At 68.8% G+C, this 15284-nt stretch carries 17 protein-coding genes; 1 reads left to right on the top strand and 16 read right to left on the bottom strand.

The annotated features are described in order from the left end of the window. Nucleotides 1-6: 6 nt before the first annotated feature. The 14 genes from B3E91_RS18295 to B3E91_RS18230 are packed head-to-tail and all read right to left on the bottom strand — an operon-like array spanning nucleotide 7 to nucleotide 13181. The gene (locus B3E91_RS18295) at nucleotides 7-1257 is read right to left on the bottom strand and encodes an NAD(P)/FAD-dependent oxidoreductase (protein WP_287030867.1); all 1251 of its coding nucleotides are present in this window, start codon (nucleotides 1255-1257) and stop codon (nucleotides 7-9) included. After that, nucleotides 1244-2401: a sodium:proton antiporter gene (locus tag B3E91_RS18290; protein ID WP_287030866.1), complete on the bottom strand. Its 1158-nt coding sequence runs from the start codon at nucleotides 2399-2401 to the stop codon at nucleotides 1244-1246. Before B3E91_RS18290 ends, B3E91_RS18295 begins: the two co-directional genes overlap by 14 nt. Next, nucleotides 2398-4740, bottom strand: a complete 2343-nt coding sequence (locus B3E91_RS18285) for an MMPL family transporter (RefSeq protein ID WP_287030865.1) — start codon at nucleotides 4738-4740, stop codon at nucleotides 2398-2400. The genes B3E91_RS18290 and B3E91_RS18285 overlap by 4 nt, the downstream gene beginning before the upstream one ends. Continuing rightward, the gene (locus B3E91_RS18280) at nucleotides 4724-5317 is read right to left on the bottom strand and encodes an outer membrane lipoprotein carrier protein LolA (protein ID WP_287030864.1); all 594 of its coding nucleotides are present in this window, start codon (nucleotides 5315-5317) and stop codon (nucleotides 4724-4726) included. Before B3E91_RS18280 ends, B3E91_RS18285 begins: the two co-directional genes overlap by 17 nt. Then, the gene (locus B3E91_RS18275) at nucleotides 5314-5739 is read right to left on the bottom strand and encodes an acyl-CoA thioesterase (RefSeq protein ID WP_282342803.1); all 426 of its coding nucleotides are present in this window, start codon (nucleotides 5737-5739) and stop codon (nucleotides 5314-5316) included. The genes B3E91_RS18280 and B3E91_RS18275 overlap by 4 nt, the downstream gene beginning before the upstream one ends. Beyond that, nucleotides 5732-7267 (bottom strand): HAL/PAL/TAL family ammonia-lyase, encoded by a 1536-nt coding sequence (locus B3E91_RS18270; protein ID WP_287030863.1) that lies wholly within the window; start codon nucleotides 7265-7267, stop codon nucleotides 5732-5734. The genes B3E91_RS18275 and B3E91_RS18270 overlap by 8 nt, the downstream gene beginning before the upstream one ends. Beyond that, nucleotides 7257-8189 carry a glycosyl transferase gene (locus B3E91_RS18265; RefSeq protein WP_287030862.1) on the bottom strand — a complete coding sequence of 311 codons (933 nt, stop codon included), beginning with the start codon at nucleotides 8187-8189 and terminating at the stop codon, nucleotides 7257-7259. Before B3E91_RS18265 ends, B3E91_RS18270 begins: the two co-directional genes overlap by 11 nt. After that, nucleotides 8186-8920, bottom strand: a complete 735-nt coding sequence (locus B3E91_RS18260; RefSeq protein WP_287030861.1) for a glycosyltransferase family 2 protein — start codon at nucleotides 8918-8920, stop codon at nucleotides 8186-8188. The genes B3E91_RS18265 and B3E91_RS18260 overlap by 4 nt, the downstream gene beginning before the upstream one ends. Then, on the bottom strand, nucleotides 8913-10595 hold the full coding sequence (locus B3E91_RS18255) for an acyl-CoA synthetase family protein (RefSeq protein ID WP_287030858.1): 1683 nt from the start codon (nucleotides 10593-10595) through the stop codon (nucleotides 8913-8915). Before B3E91_RS18255 ends, B3E91_RS18260 begins: the two co-directional genes overlap by 8 nt. After that, nucleotides 10592-11137, bottom strand: a complete 546-nt coding sequence (locus tag B3E91_RS18250; RefSeq protein WP_090225718.1) for a hypothetical protein — start codon at nucleotides 11135-11137, stop codon at nucleotides 10592-10594. The genes B3E91_RS18255 and B3E91_RS18250 overlap by 4 nt, the downstream gene beginning before the upstream one ends. After that, the gene (locus tag B3E91_RS18245; protein WP_090225720.1) at nucleotides 11134-11385 is read right to left on the bottom strand and encodes an acyl carrier protein; all 252 of its coding nucleotides are present in this window, start codon (nucleotides 11383-11385) and stop codon (nucleotides 11134-11136) included. The genes B3E91_RS18250 and B3E91_RS18245 overlap by 4 nt, the downstream gene beginning before the upstream one ends. 11 nt (nucleotides 11386-11396) lie before the next feature. Continuing rightward, complete coding sequence (locus B3E91_RS18240; protein WP_090225722.1) at nucleotides 11397-11657, bottom strand: phosphopantetheine-binding protein; 261 nt, start codon at nucleotides 11655-11657, stop codon at nucleotides 11397-11399. Next, nucleotides 11638-12447, bottom strand: a complete 810-nt coding sequence (locus B3E91_RS18235; RefSeq protein WP_287030855.1) for a lysophospholipid acyltransferase family protein — start codon at nucleotides 12445-12447, stop codon at nucleotides 11638-11640. Before B3E91_RS18235 ends, B3E91_RS18240 begins: the two co-directional genes overlap by 20 nt. Next, nucleotides 12423-13181: a beta-ketoacyl synthase chain length factor gene (locus tag B3E91_RS18230; protein ID WP_287030853.1), complete on the bottom strand. Its 759-nt coding sequence runs from the start codon at nucleotides 13179-13181 to the stop codon at nucleotides 12423-12425. The genes B3E91_RS18235 and B3E91_RS18230 overlap by 25 nt, the downstream gene beginning before the upstream one ends. Before the next feature lie 287 nt (nucleotides 13182-13468). Here B3E91_RS18230 and B3E91_RS18225 point away from each other — a divergent pair, with 287 nt between their 5' ends. Then, on the top strand, nucleotides 13469-14242 hold the full coding sequence (locus B3E91_RS18225) for a ParA family protein (RefSeq protein ID WP_287030852.1): 774 nt from the start codon (nucleotides 13469-13471) through the stop codon (nucleotides 14240-14242). Between the two features lie 6 nt (nucleotides 14243-14248). Here the strand turns inward: B3E91_RS18225 and B3E91_RS18220 are convergent, their stop codons facing one another. Both B3E91_RS18220 and trxC read right to left on the bottom strand, forming a co-directional pair. Next, nucleotides 14249-14698 (bottom strand): YiiD C-terminal domain-containing protein, encoded by a 450-nt coding sequence (locus B3E91_RS18220; protein WP_287030850.1) that lies wholly within the window; start codon nucleotides 14696-14698, stop codon nucleotides 14249-14251. Between the two features lie 87 nt (nucleotides 14699-14785). Then, on the bottom strand, nucleotides 14786-15220 hold the full coding sequence (trxC, locus tag B3E91_RS18215) for a thioredoxin TrxC (protein ID WP_287030847.1): 435 nt from the start codon (nucleotides 15218-15220) through the stop codon (nucleotides 14786-14788). Nucleotides 15221-15284: the final 64 nt, after the last annotated feature.

The following is a 15284-nucleotide window of genomic DNA, read 5'->3' as shown; positions in this document are numbered from 1 at the left end:
CTCTTGTCAGGCGGGCGCTTGCGGTGCGCAGATTTCGGCCAGCACGCGCAGGCGGCGCTGGGGTTCGGTGACGTACGGGTTGTTCTGGTCCCAGGCGTAGCCGGCCAGGATCGAACAGATCATCCGGCGAATGTCGCCGGATGAGCCGGGGTAATAGATCACGTCCTGGAAGCTGCCATCGTACCAACCCTCGACGTAGGCGCGGAAGGCATCGACCCCGCGTTTCAGGGGCACGGCGAAGTCGCGCTCCCAGTCCACGCGCTCACCTTCGAGCTGACGATGCAGCAGGCCGGCGGCCATGCTCGCCGAGCGCATCGCGATGGTCACGCCGGAGGAGAACACCGGGTCGAGGAATTCGGCGGCGTTGCCCAGCAGCGCGAAGCCCTTGCCATGCAGGCTCTTCACGTTGGCCGAGTAGCCGTCGATCTTGCGCGCCGGCGTGTCCCACACCGCATTCTTCAGCACGCCGGCCAGGCTCGGGGTTTCCTCGACGAAGCGCTTGAGGCAGGCATCCAGGTCGTCCGGGCGTTCGGCGATGTACGCCGGGTCGGCGATCACGCCGAGCGAGCAGCGGCCGTTGCTGAAGGGAATGGTCCAGAACCAGACGTCGCGCAGTTGCGGGTGGGTGGTGATGAGGATCTTCTCGCGGTCGAAACCTTCATCGTCGATGCGGTCTTCGATGTGGGTGAACACGGCGTGGCGGACCGGCAGGCAGGACGGCGCCTCGAGATCGAGAAGGCGCGGCAGCACGCGTCCGTAACCGCTGCCGTCGAGCACGAAGCTGCATTCGACGCGGTAGTGGCTGCCGTCCAGGCGGCGCACGTCGAGGTTCGGCGTTTCGCCGCTGAAGTCGGCGGCGACGATTTCCTCTTCGTAGCGGATTTCCACGCCCTGGCGGGCGGCTTCGTCGGCGAGGATCTGGTCGAAGTGCGCGCGTTGCACCTGGAAGGTCCAGTCCTTGCCCGGGGTGAACTTGTCGCGGAAATCGAAGGCCGTGCGCCGCTCGCCCCAGGCGTAGGCGGCGCCGTTCTTGCGCTGGAACCCCGCCGCCTCGACGGCCTCCAGCATGCCGGCTTCCTCGACGAAATCGAGGCAGTGCGACAGCAGGCTCTCGCCGATGGAGAAGCGCGGGAAACGCTGGCGCTCGATGATCAGCACATCATGGCCCTGGCGCTTGAGCAGCGCGCCGGCGATGGCGCCGGAAGGGCCGGCACCGATGATCACGACCTGACGGTGTTGCAGTTCAGAAATTGCCATGGGAATTCCTTTTCAACGAAGGCATGGAATGGGGGCGACGGATGCCGAGCAGCGCCGGCAGCAGCGTGGAGAACAGGCTCATCAGCATCAGACTGAAGTAGAGCAATGAGTCGATCAGATGCTGCTGGAAAAGCAGGTTTAGGAAGACGATCTCGGTCAAGCCGCGGATGTTCAGCAGCAGGCTCTCGCGCCAGCGCAGCGGCGTCGGCATGCCGGGACTGGCCCAGCCCAGGCCGATCCAGTTGCCGCCGAGCTTGGCCAGCACCGGCAGCACCAGCAGTGCGGCGAGGTAGAACCACGAGTAGCCGCTGACCGCCTGGCGGAAGTCGATCTGCAGGATGCCGTAGGACAGGATCAGCGGGATCGCGAAGCCGTTCTGCACCCGGCGCAGCGCCTGGGGGCTCAGCGGCAGGACGAAGGGCTGGCGCAGCCAGGCCAGGCAGAGCAGGTAGCCGATGCCGAAGATCAACGCGTTCATCTTCAGTTGCTGAAACACCAGCATCAGCGCGAAGAACGGCAGGCTGTGGGCCAGCCCGTGGCGCAGGCGCAGGGCCTTGAGCAGCAACGGCAGCGCCGTCGCGAGCAGCGGCCAGATCAGGTTCTGCGGGTTGCTGCTGCCTTGTGCCAGGGCGAACAGGCTCCAGCACATCAGGTCCATGAGAATCGCCGAGTGCATCAGACGGCGCGTCGCGCTCGGGTCGTAGCCGATGCCCTGCAGGTACAGGTAGAGCACCGGGATCGCGGTGATCGAGAACAGCAGGCCGATCGACACCGCGCTGAGCCAGGGCAGCGGCTGCAGCAACCAGAGCGCGCAGGCCAGTCCGCAGAAGAACGGCACGAAGAAACTCGGCAGGGCGATCTTCAGGCTTTCCGGGCTCAGCCGCAGGTCCACGACATCGCTGAGGATGTAGCCCAGCAGCAGGGCGAAGCTCAGCCCGTAGAGGCTTTTCAGCCAGTGCGGCTCGACCAGCTGCACGGCGCCGATCTGCGCCTGCGGCTCGATCACGCCGAGTACCAGCAGGGGCAGGCCGAGCATCGCCAGCAGCAACTGGCTGACGATGGGCAGCAGGCCGAGGCGGGCGCCCAGCCCGGTGCCGGCGGCGAACAGCGCGAGCAGGGCGAGCCAGATCAGCAGGACGGTCATTCCCTGGCCTCCGCGGCGTGGGAGGCGTCGGCATGGGCGTGTCCCGCCCACGGCGCGAACAGGCTGGCGAAGAACAGGCCCAGCCCCACGGCCAGGCCGAAGTTGCTCACCGCCGGGGTGCTCGACAGCGCCAGCAGGCCGAAGGAGAGCCAGGTGGTCAGCGCCGAGAGCAACACGCCGAGCAGGCTGGCGCCGGAGCCGCCGACGCGTTCGCGCATGAGGATCGCGTAGTCCACGCCGATGGCGGTCACCAGCAGCAGGCCGAAGAGGCTGAACAGGGTCAGTGGCTGGCCCAGCCAACCGAGGCTGGCGAGGCTGCAGAGCGCCGCCAGCAGCGGCAGCAGGACCACGCGCAACGCGCCTTTCAGGCCGAAGGGAAACACCAGCAAACCGAGGATCAGCAGGCACGAGAGCAGCTTCAGCTCGCTGGCGCTGACCTGGGTGGCGGCGAACAGGCGGTTCAGTTCGCCCAGGCGATCGACCAGGCGTACCCCTTCGAGGCCGTCCGCCTGGGCGGCAAGCAGGGTGGCGTCGCTCAGCCCGCGCAGGCTGACCAGCGCCGCGACCTGGTTGCCGCTGGCGCCCAGCCAGGTCGAGCGCCAGGGCTCGCCGTAGGGACCGGCGAGGGCCGTGTCGATGTCCTGCACCGGCAGCGCCTGGAGCTGGCGCAATTCGTCGTCCAGCGCGCTGCGCGGAATGCCCAGGTCGATCAGCGGCTGCCAGTGCTGCGCCAGCGCGGGCAACGCCTGGCGCAGGCGCTGCTGTTGTTCCGCGGTGGCGAGCAGTTGCGGCAACGCCTGGTAGCCGGCGAGGCTGCCGTCGGCCACCAGCCGGTCGAGGCGCACGGCCAGCGCGGCCTGGCGTTCGAGCAGCTGGGTCTGGTCGTCGCCGCGCACCAGGAAGAACTGGCTGGTGGGCTGCACGCCGGTGATCTTCGCCACCGCCTTGGCTTCCGTGAGCAACGGCGGCGAGCCGCCGATCCACTGGCGCAGGTCGTTATGGACTTCCAGGCGCATCAGCCCGATGCCGCAGAACGCCAGCACCAGCAGCAACAGCGGCCAACTGCCGGTTCGCCGCAACAGCGCCGCGCGGGCCGCCAGCAGGCGCTGGGCGAGGTTCAGCAGCGAGCGCCGCGGGCGCAGTTGCACGCCGTTCAGCAGCGCCGGCAGCAGGCAGATCGAGCACAGGTAGGCGGCCAGCAGCCCGGCCACCGAGAACACCGCGACCTGGGTCAGCGCCGGGAACGGCGTGCAGGCCAGCGCCAGGTAGCCGATCAGGTTGGTCGCCAGGCTCAGGCTGAGCCCCGGCAGCGTGGCGCGCACCGCGTCCCAGCTACGCCAGGTCGGCGCGCCCCAGCTCTTCGACAGGTAGTGCAGCGGATAATCCGACGCCACGCCGATCAGGCTGCTGCCCAGCACCAGCGTGAGTACGTTGATATGGCCGAACAGCGCCACGCAGGCGACGCAGCCGGCGAGCAGCGCGGCCACCACCGGCAGGAACGCCAGCAGCACGCGAACCCGGCGGAAGGCCAGCAACAACAGCAGCAGCGCGCCGACGGTCGCGCCGCCGCCGACCCAGGTGATTTCCCTGGTGGCCTGCTGCTGGGCAGCGGCGGCGTACAGCAGGCCGCTGGCGGCGACCAGCCGCCCGCCGTCTGCAGTGACCTGGGCGCGGGCCTCGGCCACCAGCCGCGCGGCCTCCAGCGGTGCGTTCATGTCGAAGGCGTCGGCGCGGGTACGCGCGCGCAGCAGCGCCCATTGCAGGCCCTCCGCCTCGGCGAAGAACGCGCCGCTGCCGAGGTCCAGCTGCACGTTGGCGCTGGCCGGACGCTGTTGCGCGATGACGGCGGCCAGGCCCAGCCAGTCCTGCTGGTTGGCGATCAGGCCGAAGCCTGCGAAGGGGTCGAAGAGCTGCTGCACGCGCTGTTCGATGAAGGCCTTCGGGTCGTCGATCAGGCGTTCGCGGGTGGCCGCGCCGAGCAGCGCCAGGCGGCCCTGCAGCAGTTGCTCGCGCAGCGTCGGCAGGTCGGCCTGAACGCCGGTCTGGACCTTCTCGAACAGCGTGCTGGCCTGCCAGACGCCGGCCAATCGCGAGGCAGCGGCGATGGCGCGATCGCGCTCCGGGTAGCCGACCAGCACCAGCAATTCGCGGTTCAGCGGTTCCTGCATGCGCTGCTCGGCGCTTTTCTGCAGCGCGTCGCGGCTGCTGCCGGGCACCAGTTCGAGGATGTCGGTGCTCAGCGGCGCGCCGTTTCGCCACTGCCAGGCGCCCAGCGCGAGGAGCATCAGCAGACCGGCGAGAAAGACCCGGGGGGCGCGCCGCTCAATCGGTGAAATCATGCTGTTCCCGATCGGACAGGGCATCGGCCGCGACGCTGTTCTGCAGCAGCAGTTCGGTGCGGTCGCCCTGGGTTTCGTCCAGCAAGATGCGCTGCACCAGCGCGCCGCCGTCGATGCGGATGCTGTTGAAGATCTGCTTGAGCAGCAGCGCGCGCGGGGTCAGGGTCAACTGCCAGTGCTGTGCATCGCCCTGCAGGGCCAGCTCGAAATCCCGTTGCAGGCCGCTGCTGTCGCCGCCCAGCACGGCGAGGAACAGGCGGTTCTGCTGGGCGCTGGCGCTGCGTTGCGGGATCGCCTGCCAGCCGCCGGCTTCGCGCCGGGCGATGCCCTGTTCGTCGATGCGGTAATCCTGCTGCAGCGGCGTCTTCAGCAGCCAGAGCAGGCCGTGGCCCTTGGCCAGGACGAACTCCCCGCGGCTGGTCAGCGGTTTTTCCAGGGCGCGGAGAAACTTCTGCTGAACGAATTCGCCGCGCACCACCGCGGGTTTGCCCAGTTGCGCCGCCAGCTGTTCCAGGCCGAACGCCTGGGCCAGCGCCGGGAGCAGCGACAACGCGGTCGCCAGCAGCAGGCGTCTCATGCCAGCGCCCTGCGCACGGCGTCGACGAACACCGCCGGCGAGGCGAGTTGCATTTCCCGGCTGGCGATCTCGACCGCCACCTGCACGCTGCTGGCGCGGGTCAGGCGTTCGCCGGTTTCCACGTCGCGGATCAGGTAGTTGATCTTCAGGCGGTTCTCCCACTCGACCAGGTCGGCGCGCACGCTGATCCGCTGGTTGAAGCGCGCCGGCCGCACGTAGCGCAGTTGCAGGTCGATGATCGGCCAGCCGTAGCCGGCGTCGCGCATCTGCTGGTAGTTGTGGCCGATACGCTCGAGCAGCGCGCAGCGGGCGACTTCCAGGTATTTGACGTAGTGGCCGTGCCAGACGATGTCCATCGAGTCGACGTCGAAGAACGGCACCAGCACCTCGATTTCGCTTTGCAGTACGCCGTCCTTACGCATACAGCCCCCAGTGGCGATTGCGGATGTGGCTCAGGCACAGGCGCAGCTCGGCCTCCAGCGCGCGGTCCTCGATCACCGGCGCGAAGTCGCTGGCGAGCTGTTCGCGCATGCTCGCCAGCGCCGTCGGCAACGTGCGCGAATCGGCCTGGCCGGCGCGCAGCCAGACGCCCTGGTTGGCGGCCAGCAGCGCCGCGGCGGCGACCTGTTCGCTCAGCTCCAGGCTGCGCAGGGCGTCGCGGGCGGCGATGGTGCCCATGCTGACCTTGTCCTGGTTGTGGCACTCGGTGGAGCGCGAGAACAGGCTCGCCGGCATGCCGTTCTTCAGCGCTTCGGCGGTCCAGGCGCTGGCGCCGATCTGCACCGCCTTGAAACCGTGGTTGATCATCGCGGTGTGCGCCGGCGCGCCGGAGAGATTGCTCGGCAGGCCGTGGTTGTAGCGGGTGTCCACCAGCAGCGCGAGCTGGCGGTCGAGCAGGTCGGCGACGTTGGCGACGAGGTTCTTCAGGCTGTCCATGGCGAACGCGATATGGCCGCCGTAGAAATGCCCGCCGTGCAGCACGCGTTCTTCTTCGGCGTCGATGATCGGGTTGTCGTTGGCGCTGTTCAGCTCGGTCTCGATGAACTGGCGCAGCCAGCCCAGGCTGTCGGCAAGCACGCCGAGCACGTGTGGCGCGCAACGGATGGAGTAGCGATCCTGCAGGCGATGCAGCGGCGGCGTCGGGCCGTCGATGGCCAGGTCGTCGCGCAGCCAGGCGGCGACCTGGGCTTGGCCCGGGTGCGGCTTGGCGGCGAACAGGCGCTCGTCGAAGTGCTCGGGGTTGCCCTGCAGGGCGATCACGTTGAGCGCGGTGATGCGCGTGGCCAGGCGCAACAGGTAGTCGGCGCGGACGAACGCCTGGCAGGCCAGGCCGGTCATCACCGCGGTGCCGTTCATCAGCGCCAGGGCTTCCTTGGGCCGCAGCACCAGGGGCGTCCAGCCGAGTTCGCGATGGACCTCGGCGGCGCTGCGGCGGGCGCCGCGCCAGAGCACGTCGCGTTCGCCGGCGAGGACGGCGGCGACGTAGGACAGCGGCGTGAGATCGCCGCTGGCGCCCACCGAGCCTTCCTCGGGAATCAGCGGCAACACGTCCTCGGCGAGGAACGCCTGCAGCCGTTCGAGCAGTTCGATGCGCACGCCGGACATGCCGTGAGTCAGCGAACGCAGACGCGCGGCGAGCACGGCGCGGGTGGCCTGGGCGTCGAGCAGTTTGCCCATGCCGCAGCCGTGGAAGGTGAACAGGTGCTGCGGTAGCGCCTCGACGTGCTGCAGCGGCACCGCCACCACGCAGGAGTCGCCGTAGCCGGTGGTGACGCCGTAGATGACCCCTTCGCGGTCGAGCAGGGTATCGAGGAACTGCGCCCCGCGAGCGATCCGCTCACGGAAGGCGGCGTCCTCCTGCAGGCGCGTCGGTGCGCGGCGCTCGGCCACGGCGACCAGCGCTTCGATGGAAAGATGGCTTTCGCCGAACACCACGGGATCAGTCGTCATGCGATTTCCAGAACGGGTAGAAGTTGAACCATTGCAGCGGCGCCTGGGCGCAGTGCTCGCCGAGGCGCAGGGCGTAGCGCTGCGTCCACTCGCGGATCACTTGCTGGCGGTCGTTGCGCCGCCAGTGGATGCGTTCGGCGAAGGGCTCCAGGTGAATCCGGTAGCGCCCGCCCTGCTTGATGCAGAACAGCAAGCTCGCCGGGCATTGCAGCAGCCCGGCGAGCAGCCACGGGCCCTGCGGAAAATCGGCCGGCTTGCCGAGGAAGTCGACCCGGCTGCGGCGGCCGCCGTGCAACGGCACGCGGTCACCGGCGATGGCCAGCCATTCGCCGTTGTCCAGCCGCTCCGACAGCTGCAGCATGATCGCCGGGTCCAGCTCGCTGACCTGAATCAGGCGCAGTCGGCTGGCACCGGCCTCACCGAGCAGGCGGTTGAAGCGCTCGGCGTGGCGGGTGTGCACCAGCACGTTCATGCGCACCTGTTCGCCCAGCTCGGCCAGCGCGCGGCATACCTCGAGGTTGCCCAGGTGGGCGCCGACCAGCAGCTGGCCGCGCTGGCCCGAAGACGTCTTTTGTCGCAGGCCGGCCGGGTCCAGCAGTTCGATGTCGCGCATGTCCAGCTTGCCGTTCCAGACGTCGAGCTTGTCGAGCAGGCTGTCGGCGAAGGCGAGGAACTGGCGGAACACCGAGCGCGTGTTTGGCCGCAGCCCGGCTTGTCCGCTCCATTGGGCGAGGTTGTTCTGGTACTCGCGGGCGCTGCGACGCGCCCGGCGGCCGAACAGGAAGAAATAGAAAACGATGCCGTACAGCAGCGGCGCGATCAGCCGGCGGCCCAGAGTGCGCGCGGCCCAGGCGGTGAAGCGCATCAGCAGTAAGCTGCCGCGTTCGCCCTGCGCGGCCCAGTGCTGGCCGGCGTCCTTCATGCCCTCCACCGCCGCCAGAGGATCAGCGGCGCGCGGCCGAGCATGCCGAAGAACAGCTTGGCGTGCATTTTCGAGATCAGCGCGTTGTCCTGCCACAGGCGGAAATGCGACAGGCCGTCGAGCGGGTAGTGCACGCGGGTCGGCAGCCAGCGCATCGGCTGGTTGCGCCAGGCCAGGCGCACGAGGATTTCCGGGTCGAAATCCATCCGCCTGCCCAGCCGCGCCGAGTCGATCAGCGCCAGGGTGGGCTCCAGCGGGTAGACGCGGAAGCCGCACATGCCGTCGCGGATGCGCAGCGACAGGCTGTTGATCCAGACCCAGACATGGGTCAGGTAGCGCGCGTAGAGGCGGCTCTTCGGCACGCTCGCGTCGTACTGCGGGTAGCCGCAGATCAATGCCTGCGGCGTCTGCTCCGCGGCGGCGAGGAAGGCGGCGACGTCGCCGAGATCGTGCTGGCCATCGGCATCCACCTGCAGCGCATGGCTGAAGCCCAGGCGACGTGCCTCGCGCAGGCCGGCCATCACCGCGCCGCCCTTGCCCTGGTTGGTCGCCAGGCGCACCAGGTGGACCTGCTCGGCGTCGGCCAGGCGATCCATCGCCGCGGCGCAGGCCGCGCTGGAGGCGTCGTCGACGATCACGCAGGCCAGCCCGGCCTCGCGCAGCGCCTGCAACACCAGCGGCAGGGCGTGTTCGTGGTTGTACACCGGGATCACCGCGCAGGGCCTAAACATGGGCCGGCCCGAGGAGGATGCGCCCGGAGGAGCAGGGCGCATCGCCGTTGCGGTAGGCGAAGTGCAGCTTGCCGCGCTCGGCATCGAAGCGCAGCGTCAGCTGCAGTCGATCGCCGGGACGCGCCAGTTGCTGGAACTTCAGCACTTCCATGCCGCAGAAGCGCGGGGGCAGCTCGAGCAGCTCGCGGGCCAGGCTCAGCGCCCAGTCGATCTGCACCACGCCGGGGAGCACCGGGGTGCGCGGGAAATGCCCGCTGAAGTGCGCCAGGTCCGGCGGCACGTCCAGCAGCAGTCGCCACTCGCCGTCCACTTCGTGTTCCTCGACCCGTTCCGGCAGCTTGCTGCGCGGCGCCTGTAGCAGGGCATCGACCTGCGCCTGCGGCAGCTTGCCCTGCGCGGTCAGCGGCAGTTGCCGTAGCAGCCGCCAGCGACGCGGCAGTGCCAGCGTCTCGCAGTGGTCGCCGAGGTGGGCACGCAGCGCCTGGGTCAGCGCGCGACGCCCCTCGTTGCGCAAGACGTGCAGCCCGGCGTCGCTTAGCGCGACGAGGGCGCCCAGATAGGCGCGGTTCTCGCTGATCACGCCGAGGCGGCAATCGGCGACCCAGGCGTGGCTGGCCAGCGCCCCCTCGAGCATCGGCAGGGAGATGCGTTTTTCTTCCAGCTTGACGATGCGGTCGAGGCGACCGAGCAGCTCGAAGCCACCGCTGGCGTCGAGTCGGACGGCATCCGCCGACTGTTCGATATGGCCGGCCGGCAAGTAGGTGGAAGCGATGCGCAACGCGCCGCTGTTATCCTGGCTCAGTTCGACTCCGGCGAAGGGCTGCCACAGGCCCTCACCCTGACGCCAGGCGATGCCGCCGGTTTCCGAGCTGCCGTAGATTTCCGTCGGCCACTGGCCGAGACGCCGTTGCAAGTCCTTGGCGGCTTCGGCCGGCAGCGCGCCGCCGGAGGAAAACACCTTGCTGACGCGGCCCAGCGCGGGCCAGTCGAGGTTGTCGCCCATGCGTTTGAGCAGCGCCGGGCTGGCGACCCAGGCGAACCCGCCGGCGTCGGCGAGGCCCAGGCTGGCGAGCTGGATGTCCTCGGGGAACGGCAGCGCGCGGCGCAGGAAGGTGCGCCCCGCGGCCAGCGGCCAGAGCACGCGGAACAGCAGCCCGTAGATGTGTTGCGCGGCGACGCTGCCGATCAGCGTGGCGGCGCCCAGCTCGGCGCCCCACAGCGCTTCGAGCGCGTCGACTTCGTTTGCCAGCTGGCGCAGCGACTTGCCGATCAGCTTGGGTTCGCCGCTGGAACCTGAGGTGCTCAGCGTCAGGCGGCAGGCGTCCAGGTCCAGTTCCGCGGCGGCCAGCGGCTCGTCCTGCAGCGCGTCGAGCCGGGTGTCGCCGGGCTGGTCGGTCAGCCAGAGGTCGACCTCCGGCGCCAGGCGCTGGCGATTGCCCGGTTGCAGGTCGGCGGGCAGGACCACCTCGACACCGGCGCGCCAGGCGCCGAACAGCGCGATGGCCAGCTCGGCGGCGTCTTCCAGGTGCAGGGCCAGGCGGCGCACGCCGCGGCGTTGCAGGGCGGCCGCCAGGCACAGGGCGCGCTGGCGGAATTCGGCGTGCTCGAGGGCCGGCGCCAGGCTCAGCGCGCGCGGGCCGGGCGACTCCAGCAACAGGCGGTGCAGCGACGTCATGCGTTCGCCCTCACGCGTTGGCGTAACAGCCATTCGCCGATGAACAGCAGGCCCATCAGCAGGTAGGAGAGCAGCCCGTTGTAGAGCGTCCACCAGCTCAGCGGCGCCCACAGCGTCAGCGCGGCGGCGAGCAGCCCGTTGCAGAGGAAGAAGATCGCCCAGACCACGGTGACCTGGCGCGTGTAGCGGATGGCCACGGCCGGCAGTTCCGGCTCGCGCAGGCGTGCCAGGCGCTCGACCAGCGGCGGGCCGTACCTGAGGCTCAGGCCGAACAGCGCCAGCAGCATCAGGCTGATCAGCACCGGGTACCAGCGCAGCAGGTGCGCGTCGCCGACCACGCCGAGCAGCACGCAGAAGGCCAGCGCGCCCAGCGCCAGCCAGCGGTTGCCCGGGCGTTCGGCGCTGCACAGCATGCGCGCCAGCCAGAGGCTGCCGAGCAGGATGGCGAAGAATTGCGGGGACAGATGCCCGAGGCCGTAATAGACGGCGAACGGATAGGCCAACCCGGCCAGCAGCAATCCCAGCGCGATCAGTCGACTCAAGCGGCGTCCTGCATCTTGTGCATCGCCTCGACCACGTCGGCCACCGTGCGCACCGCCTTGAAGTCCTCGGCGGCAATCTTCTTGCCGGTCTGCCGCTTCAGGTGGTCGATCAGGTCGACCGCATCGATGCTGTCGATTTCCAGGTCCTGATAGAGGTTGGCCTCCGGCGTGATGCGCTCGGGTTCCAGCTCGAACAGCTCGACCAACGCGTCGCGCAGGGTGGCAAAGATTTCATCGCGATTCTGCATGGGTCGTTCCTTCAGGCCGCTTTGCTCGCGCTGACGTAAGCCGCCAGGCGGGCCACGTTGGCGAAATGCGTGCGGGTGTCCTTGGCTTCGGCGTCGATCTTGATGCCGAAACGCTTCTGGATGGCCAGGCCCAGTTCCAGGGCGTCCACCGAGTCGAGGCCGAGGCCGTCGCCGAACAGCGGTTGTTCGCTGTCGATGTCGTCCGGGCCCATGTCTTCGAGGCCAAGGGCCTCGATGATCAGGTTTTTGATGTCAGTTTCCAGTTGGCTCATCTTCGGCGAGCTCCTTCATGAAGTAGTGATGCAGATGATCGTTGAGTTTGCGCGAAGCGATGGGCGCGGAGTCCTGTTCGGCGAAGCGTTGCGGATCGATGTCCGCGCCGACCTGCAGGCGGAAGTGGAAGCGTCGCGAGGGAATGCTGTACCAGGGCTCGGCCTTGGTCAGGGTCGTCGGCGTGACGCTGATCACCACCGGCGTGACGATGCGGGCGCCGCGCAGGGCGATCGCCGCGGCGCCACGGTGGAACTCCGGTGCACGACCGGGCGTGGTGCGGGTGCCTTCGGGAAAGACGATCAGGGTTTGCCCCGAGCGCAGCGCCCCTGCCGCCTCGTCGAGCATGTCCATGCTGCCGCTGTTGCTGATGTAGCCCGCGGCGCGCACCGGTCCGCGGGTGAACGGGTTGTTCCACAGGCTCTGCTTGACGACGCAGTTCGCATCGCGGATGCAGGCGATCAGCACCACCACGTCGATCAGCGAAGGGTGATTGGCGATGATCAACTGGCCGGGCTGGCCGAGGCGCTGCACCCCTTCGATTTCGTAGGTGAGCACGCCGCTGCGGTACATGAACTGGACGAACAGCCAGAACAGCCGGCTGACGGTGGCGCGTGCCCGCTGGCGGCGCCGGGCCGCGTCGCCGGGAAGCAGGCTCAGCAGCGGGAAGATCACCAGCCGCAGGCACAGCCCGCCGACTCCGAACAGCACGAAGCTCAGTCCCGTGGCGATCAGCCGCCAGGCATAGGGGGCGCTGCCGTGCGCCTTCACGGATTGCGTCGCCAGGTCCATTCGCGGCTCTTCCAGTGGTTGCTGCACAGGCTCCCGCCCTGCAGCAGGGTGAGCAGGAAATTCAGCGCATGCGGCCACCGGCAGGCGGTTACGTCGGCGCTGGGCGTGTTGCAGGTAAGGGTCCACTGCGCGCCGCGGCGCAGCCTCAGGGCCACGGCGTAGGGGAAGGGCACGTCGTCGATCCAGGGAGCGTAGGCCTCCGGCGGGCGGTCCTCGGCGATCACCAGCAGCACCTGCGGCTCGCCCTCGGCGAGCAGCCCGGCAGCCTCCAGCAGGGCGTGCTCGAGGCCGTCGCCTTCGGCGGCGATGGCGGTCATCTCGCTGTCGTCGCCGCGCAGGATCGACCACAGGCCGATGATCGCGTTGTGCACGGAGAGGCTGAACTGGGTGGGTGAGAGCGGCTGCCGTTCGGCCAGTTCGCTGAGGAGGGCGAAGGTGCGCGGCGTCTCGCCATGCCGGGAGGCGAACACCATCGGCATCGGCGCCTGGCCTTCGGCCAGCGGCCAGGCCACCTGGAAGGTCATTCGCGCCAGCCGACTCATGCGTCGGCGCTGCATCGCGGGGAGGAAATCGACCGCAGGCACGGCCGCCGGGTCGCCGCCGACACAGCCGGGGGCCAGGCTCCAGCGCGTCCAGGCGTCCGCGTCATCCAGGCCGGGTGCCCATGCTCTCCATTGATCGATGCTGAATTGAATCACGTCAAAGCGCTCGTTCCCGCCTGTACGGGCGTCCATTGCGAGGTGCGTCTTCCTGAAACGGGTTGGTGTGAAACTGTCCAGACCACGCGCGGGCGGCATTATCCCGGCGCCATCCGCTACAGGCAAACATTGTTACAGGATCGAATGTGACGCGGCGCAACCTTCCGGGTCACCGGCGTTCTAAGCGATCCTTTATACAAAAGGCGGGCGGTGGAGTGATTGCCGCTCATCGAAACGCGGCGATCCGCGGCCCCCGCGCTGTCGTCTTATCGTCATCTTCGCGGCGTAGAGTGGGCAGCGGGTTCCATTTCCGGAGGTTTCGCATGCGGCGCGTGGTGTTCAATCAGAAGGGCGGGGTAGGCAAGTCGAGCATCGCCTGCAACCTGGCGGCGGTCGCCGCGGCCGAGGGTTATCGCACGTTGCTGGTGGACCTTGACACCCAGGGGAACTCCAGCCATTACCTCACCGGGCTGGCCGGCAACGAGATTCCGCTGGGGATCGCCGACTTCTTCACGCAGATCCTCTCGTCCGGGCCGATCGCCAAGAACGGCAAGGTGGACATCTACGAGACGCCGTTCGACAACCTGCACGTGATCACCGCCACCGCGGAGCTTGCCGATCTGCAGCCCAAGCTCGAGGCGAAACACAAGATCAACAAGCTGCGCAAACTGCTCGATTCACTCGACGAGGACTACGAGCGGATCTACCTGGATACGCCGCCGGCGCTGAATTTCTACACGGTGTCCGCGCTGATCGCCGCCGAGCGCTGCCTGATCCCCTTCGACTGCGACAGCTTCTCGCGCCAGGCGCTGTACGGGTTGCTGCGCGAGATCGAGGAGATTCGCGACGACCACAACCCCGGCCTGACGGTGGAAGGCATCGTGGTCAACCAGTTCCAGGCGCGGGCGGCGTTGCCGCAGCGGGTGCTCGACGAGATGATCGGCGAAGGCTTGCCGGTGCTGCCGGTCTATCTCGGCGCTTCGGTGAAGATGCGCGAGTCGCACGAGGCCTGCACGCCGCTGATCCATCTCGACCCCACGCACAAGCTGACCCGGCAGTTCGTCGAGCTGCACCACCTGCTCGAAGCCGGTGGCTGAACCGCGTCAGCGCGGGTGGGCGCGCAACTGGTAGAGCGCGCTGCTCTCGGCCACCACGGCGCCCGAGGCGTCGGTAAGTTGCAGTTCCAGCCGGTACTCGGCCTTGCCGGCGCGCGCCGCCTCTTCCTGGATGCGCTCGATCTCGGCGGCGTCCAGACGCGCCTCCACGCGGATGTCGCCGGTGGCCGGGCGGCGGAAGCGAAGGTTCATCTCCTTCACCACCGGGTAGAAGCGCTGGCTGTCGAAGCTGGTGAGGAAGAGTGCGCCGCCGGGCATTTCGGCGAGGGTGAAGAGGGCGCCGGCGTACAGGCTGCCGATGTGGTTCTGGTTGCCGGCCAGCGGCGCCAGCAGGCGCACGAAGCCGGGCTCCAGCACCTCGGCCTTGAGGCCCATGCGCTGGACGAAAGCGATCTTTTCCTCGGTGAGCTGGCGGGCGATCTCGGCGGGCACGGGCATGGCGGACTCCTTCGGTGAGGTCCCCAGCCTAGCCGGCGGCGCTGACGCGGCAATGATCGCCGCGCTCGGCGCCACTGACCGATGCGCTCAGAGTCCCTGGCCGTTCAGCCAGGCGAGCAGTTGCGGCAGCGGCATGGCGCCACTTTGGCGCGCGCTTTCGCGGCCGTCGCGGTAGAGGATCAGGCTGGGGATCGAACGAATGCCCAGGCGCGCCGACAGCTCGCGGTTGGCTTCGCTGTCCAGCTTGCCCAGCCGGCAGCGCCCGCGCAGTTGCGCGGCGGCCTGCTGGAACACCGGGGCGAAGGCCTTGCACGGCCCGCACCAGTCGGCCCAGACGTCCACCAGCAAGGGCAGAGCGCCCTTGGTCTGCCGGTCGAAATTGGCCTGGTTCAGTTCGAAGGGCGTGGCGCTGAGCACCTCGGCCTTGCAGTGGCCGCACTTCGGCGTCTCGCCCAGGCGCGCTGCCGGTATGCGGTTGAGCCCGGCGCAGTGCGCGCAGGGAACGAGAAGGGCGTCGGACATGCCGCGGCTCCGTCGAAGGATGGTGATCCTAATGTGGAGCCGCGGGCCGGGAAGTCAAGGCGAC

It is taken from the genome of Pseudomonas sp. UBA6310 (assembly GCF_002438225.1).
GTDB classification, from domain to species: domain Bacteria; phylum Pseudomonadota; class Gammaproteobacteria; order Pseudomonadales; family Pseudomonadaceae; genus Pseudomonas_O; species Pseudomonas_O kuykendallii.
The sequence above is the reverse complement of the archived record's forward strand: the minus strand, read 5'-3'. Positions and strand labels throughout refer to the sequence as shown.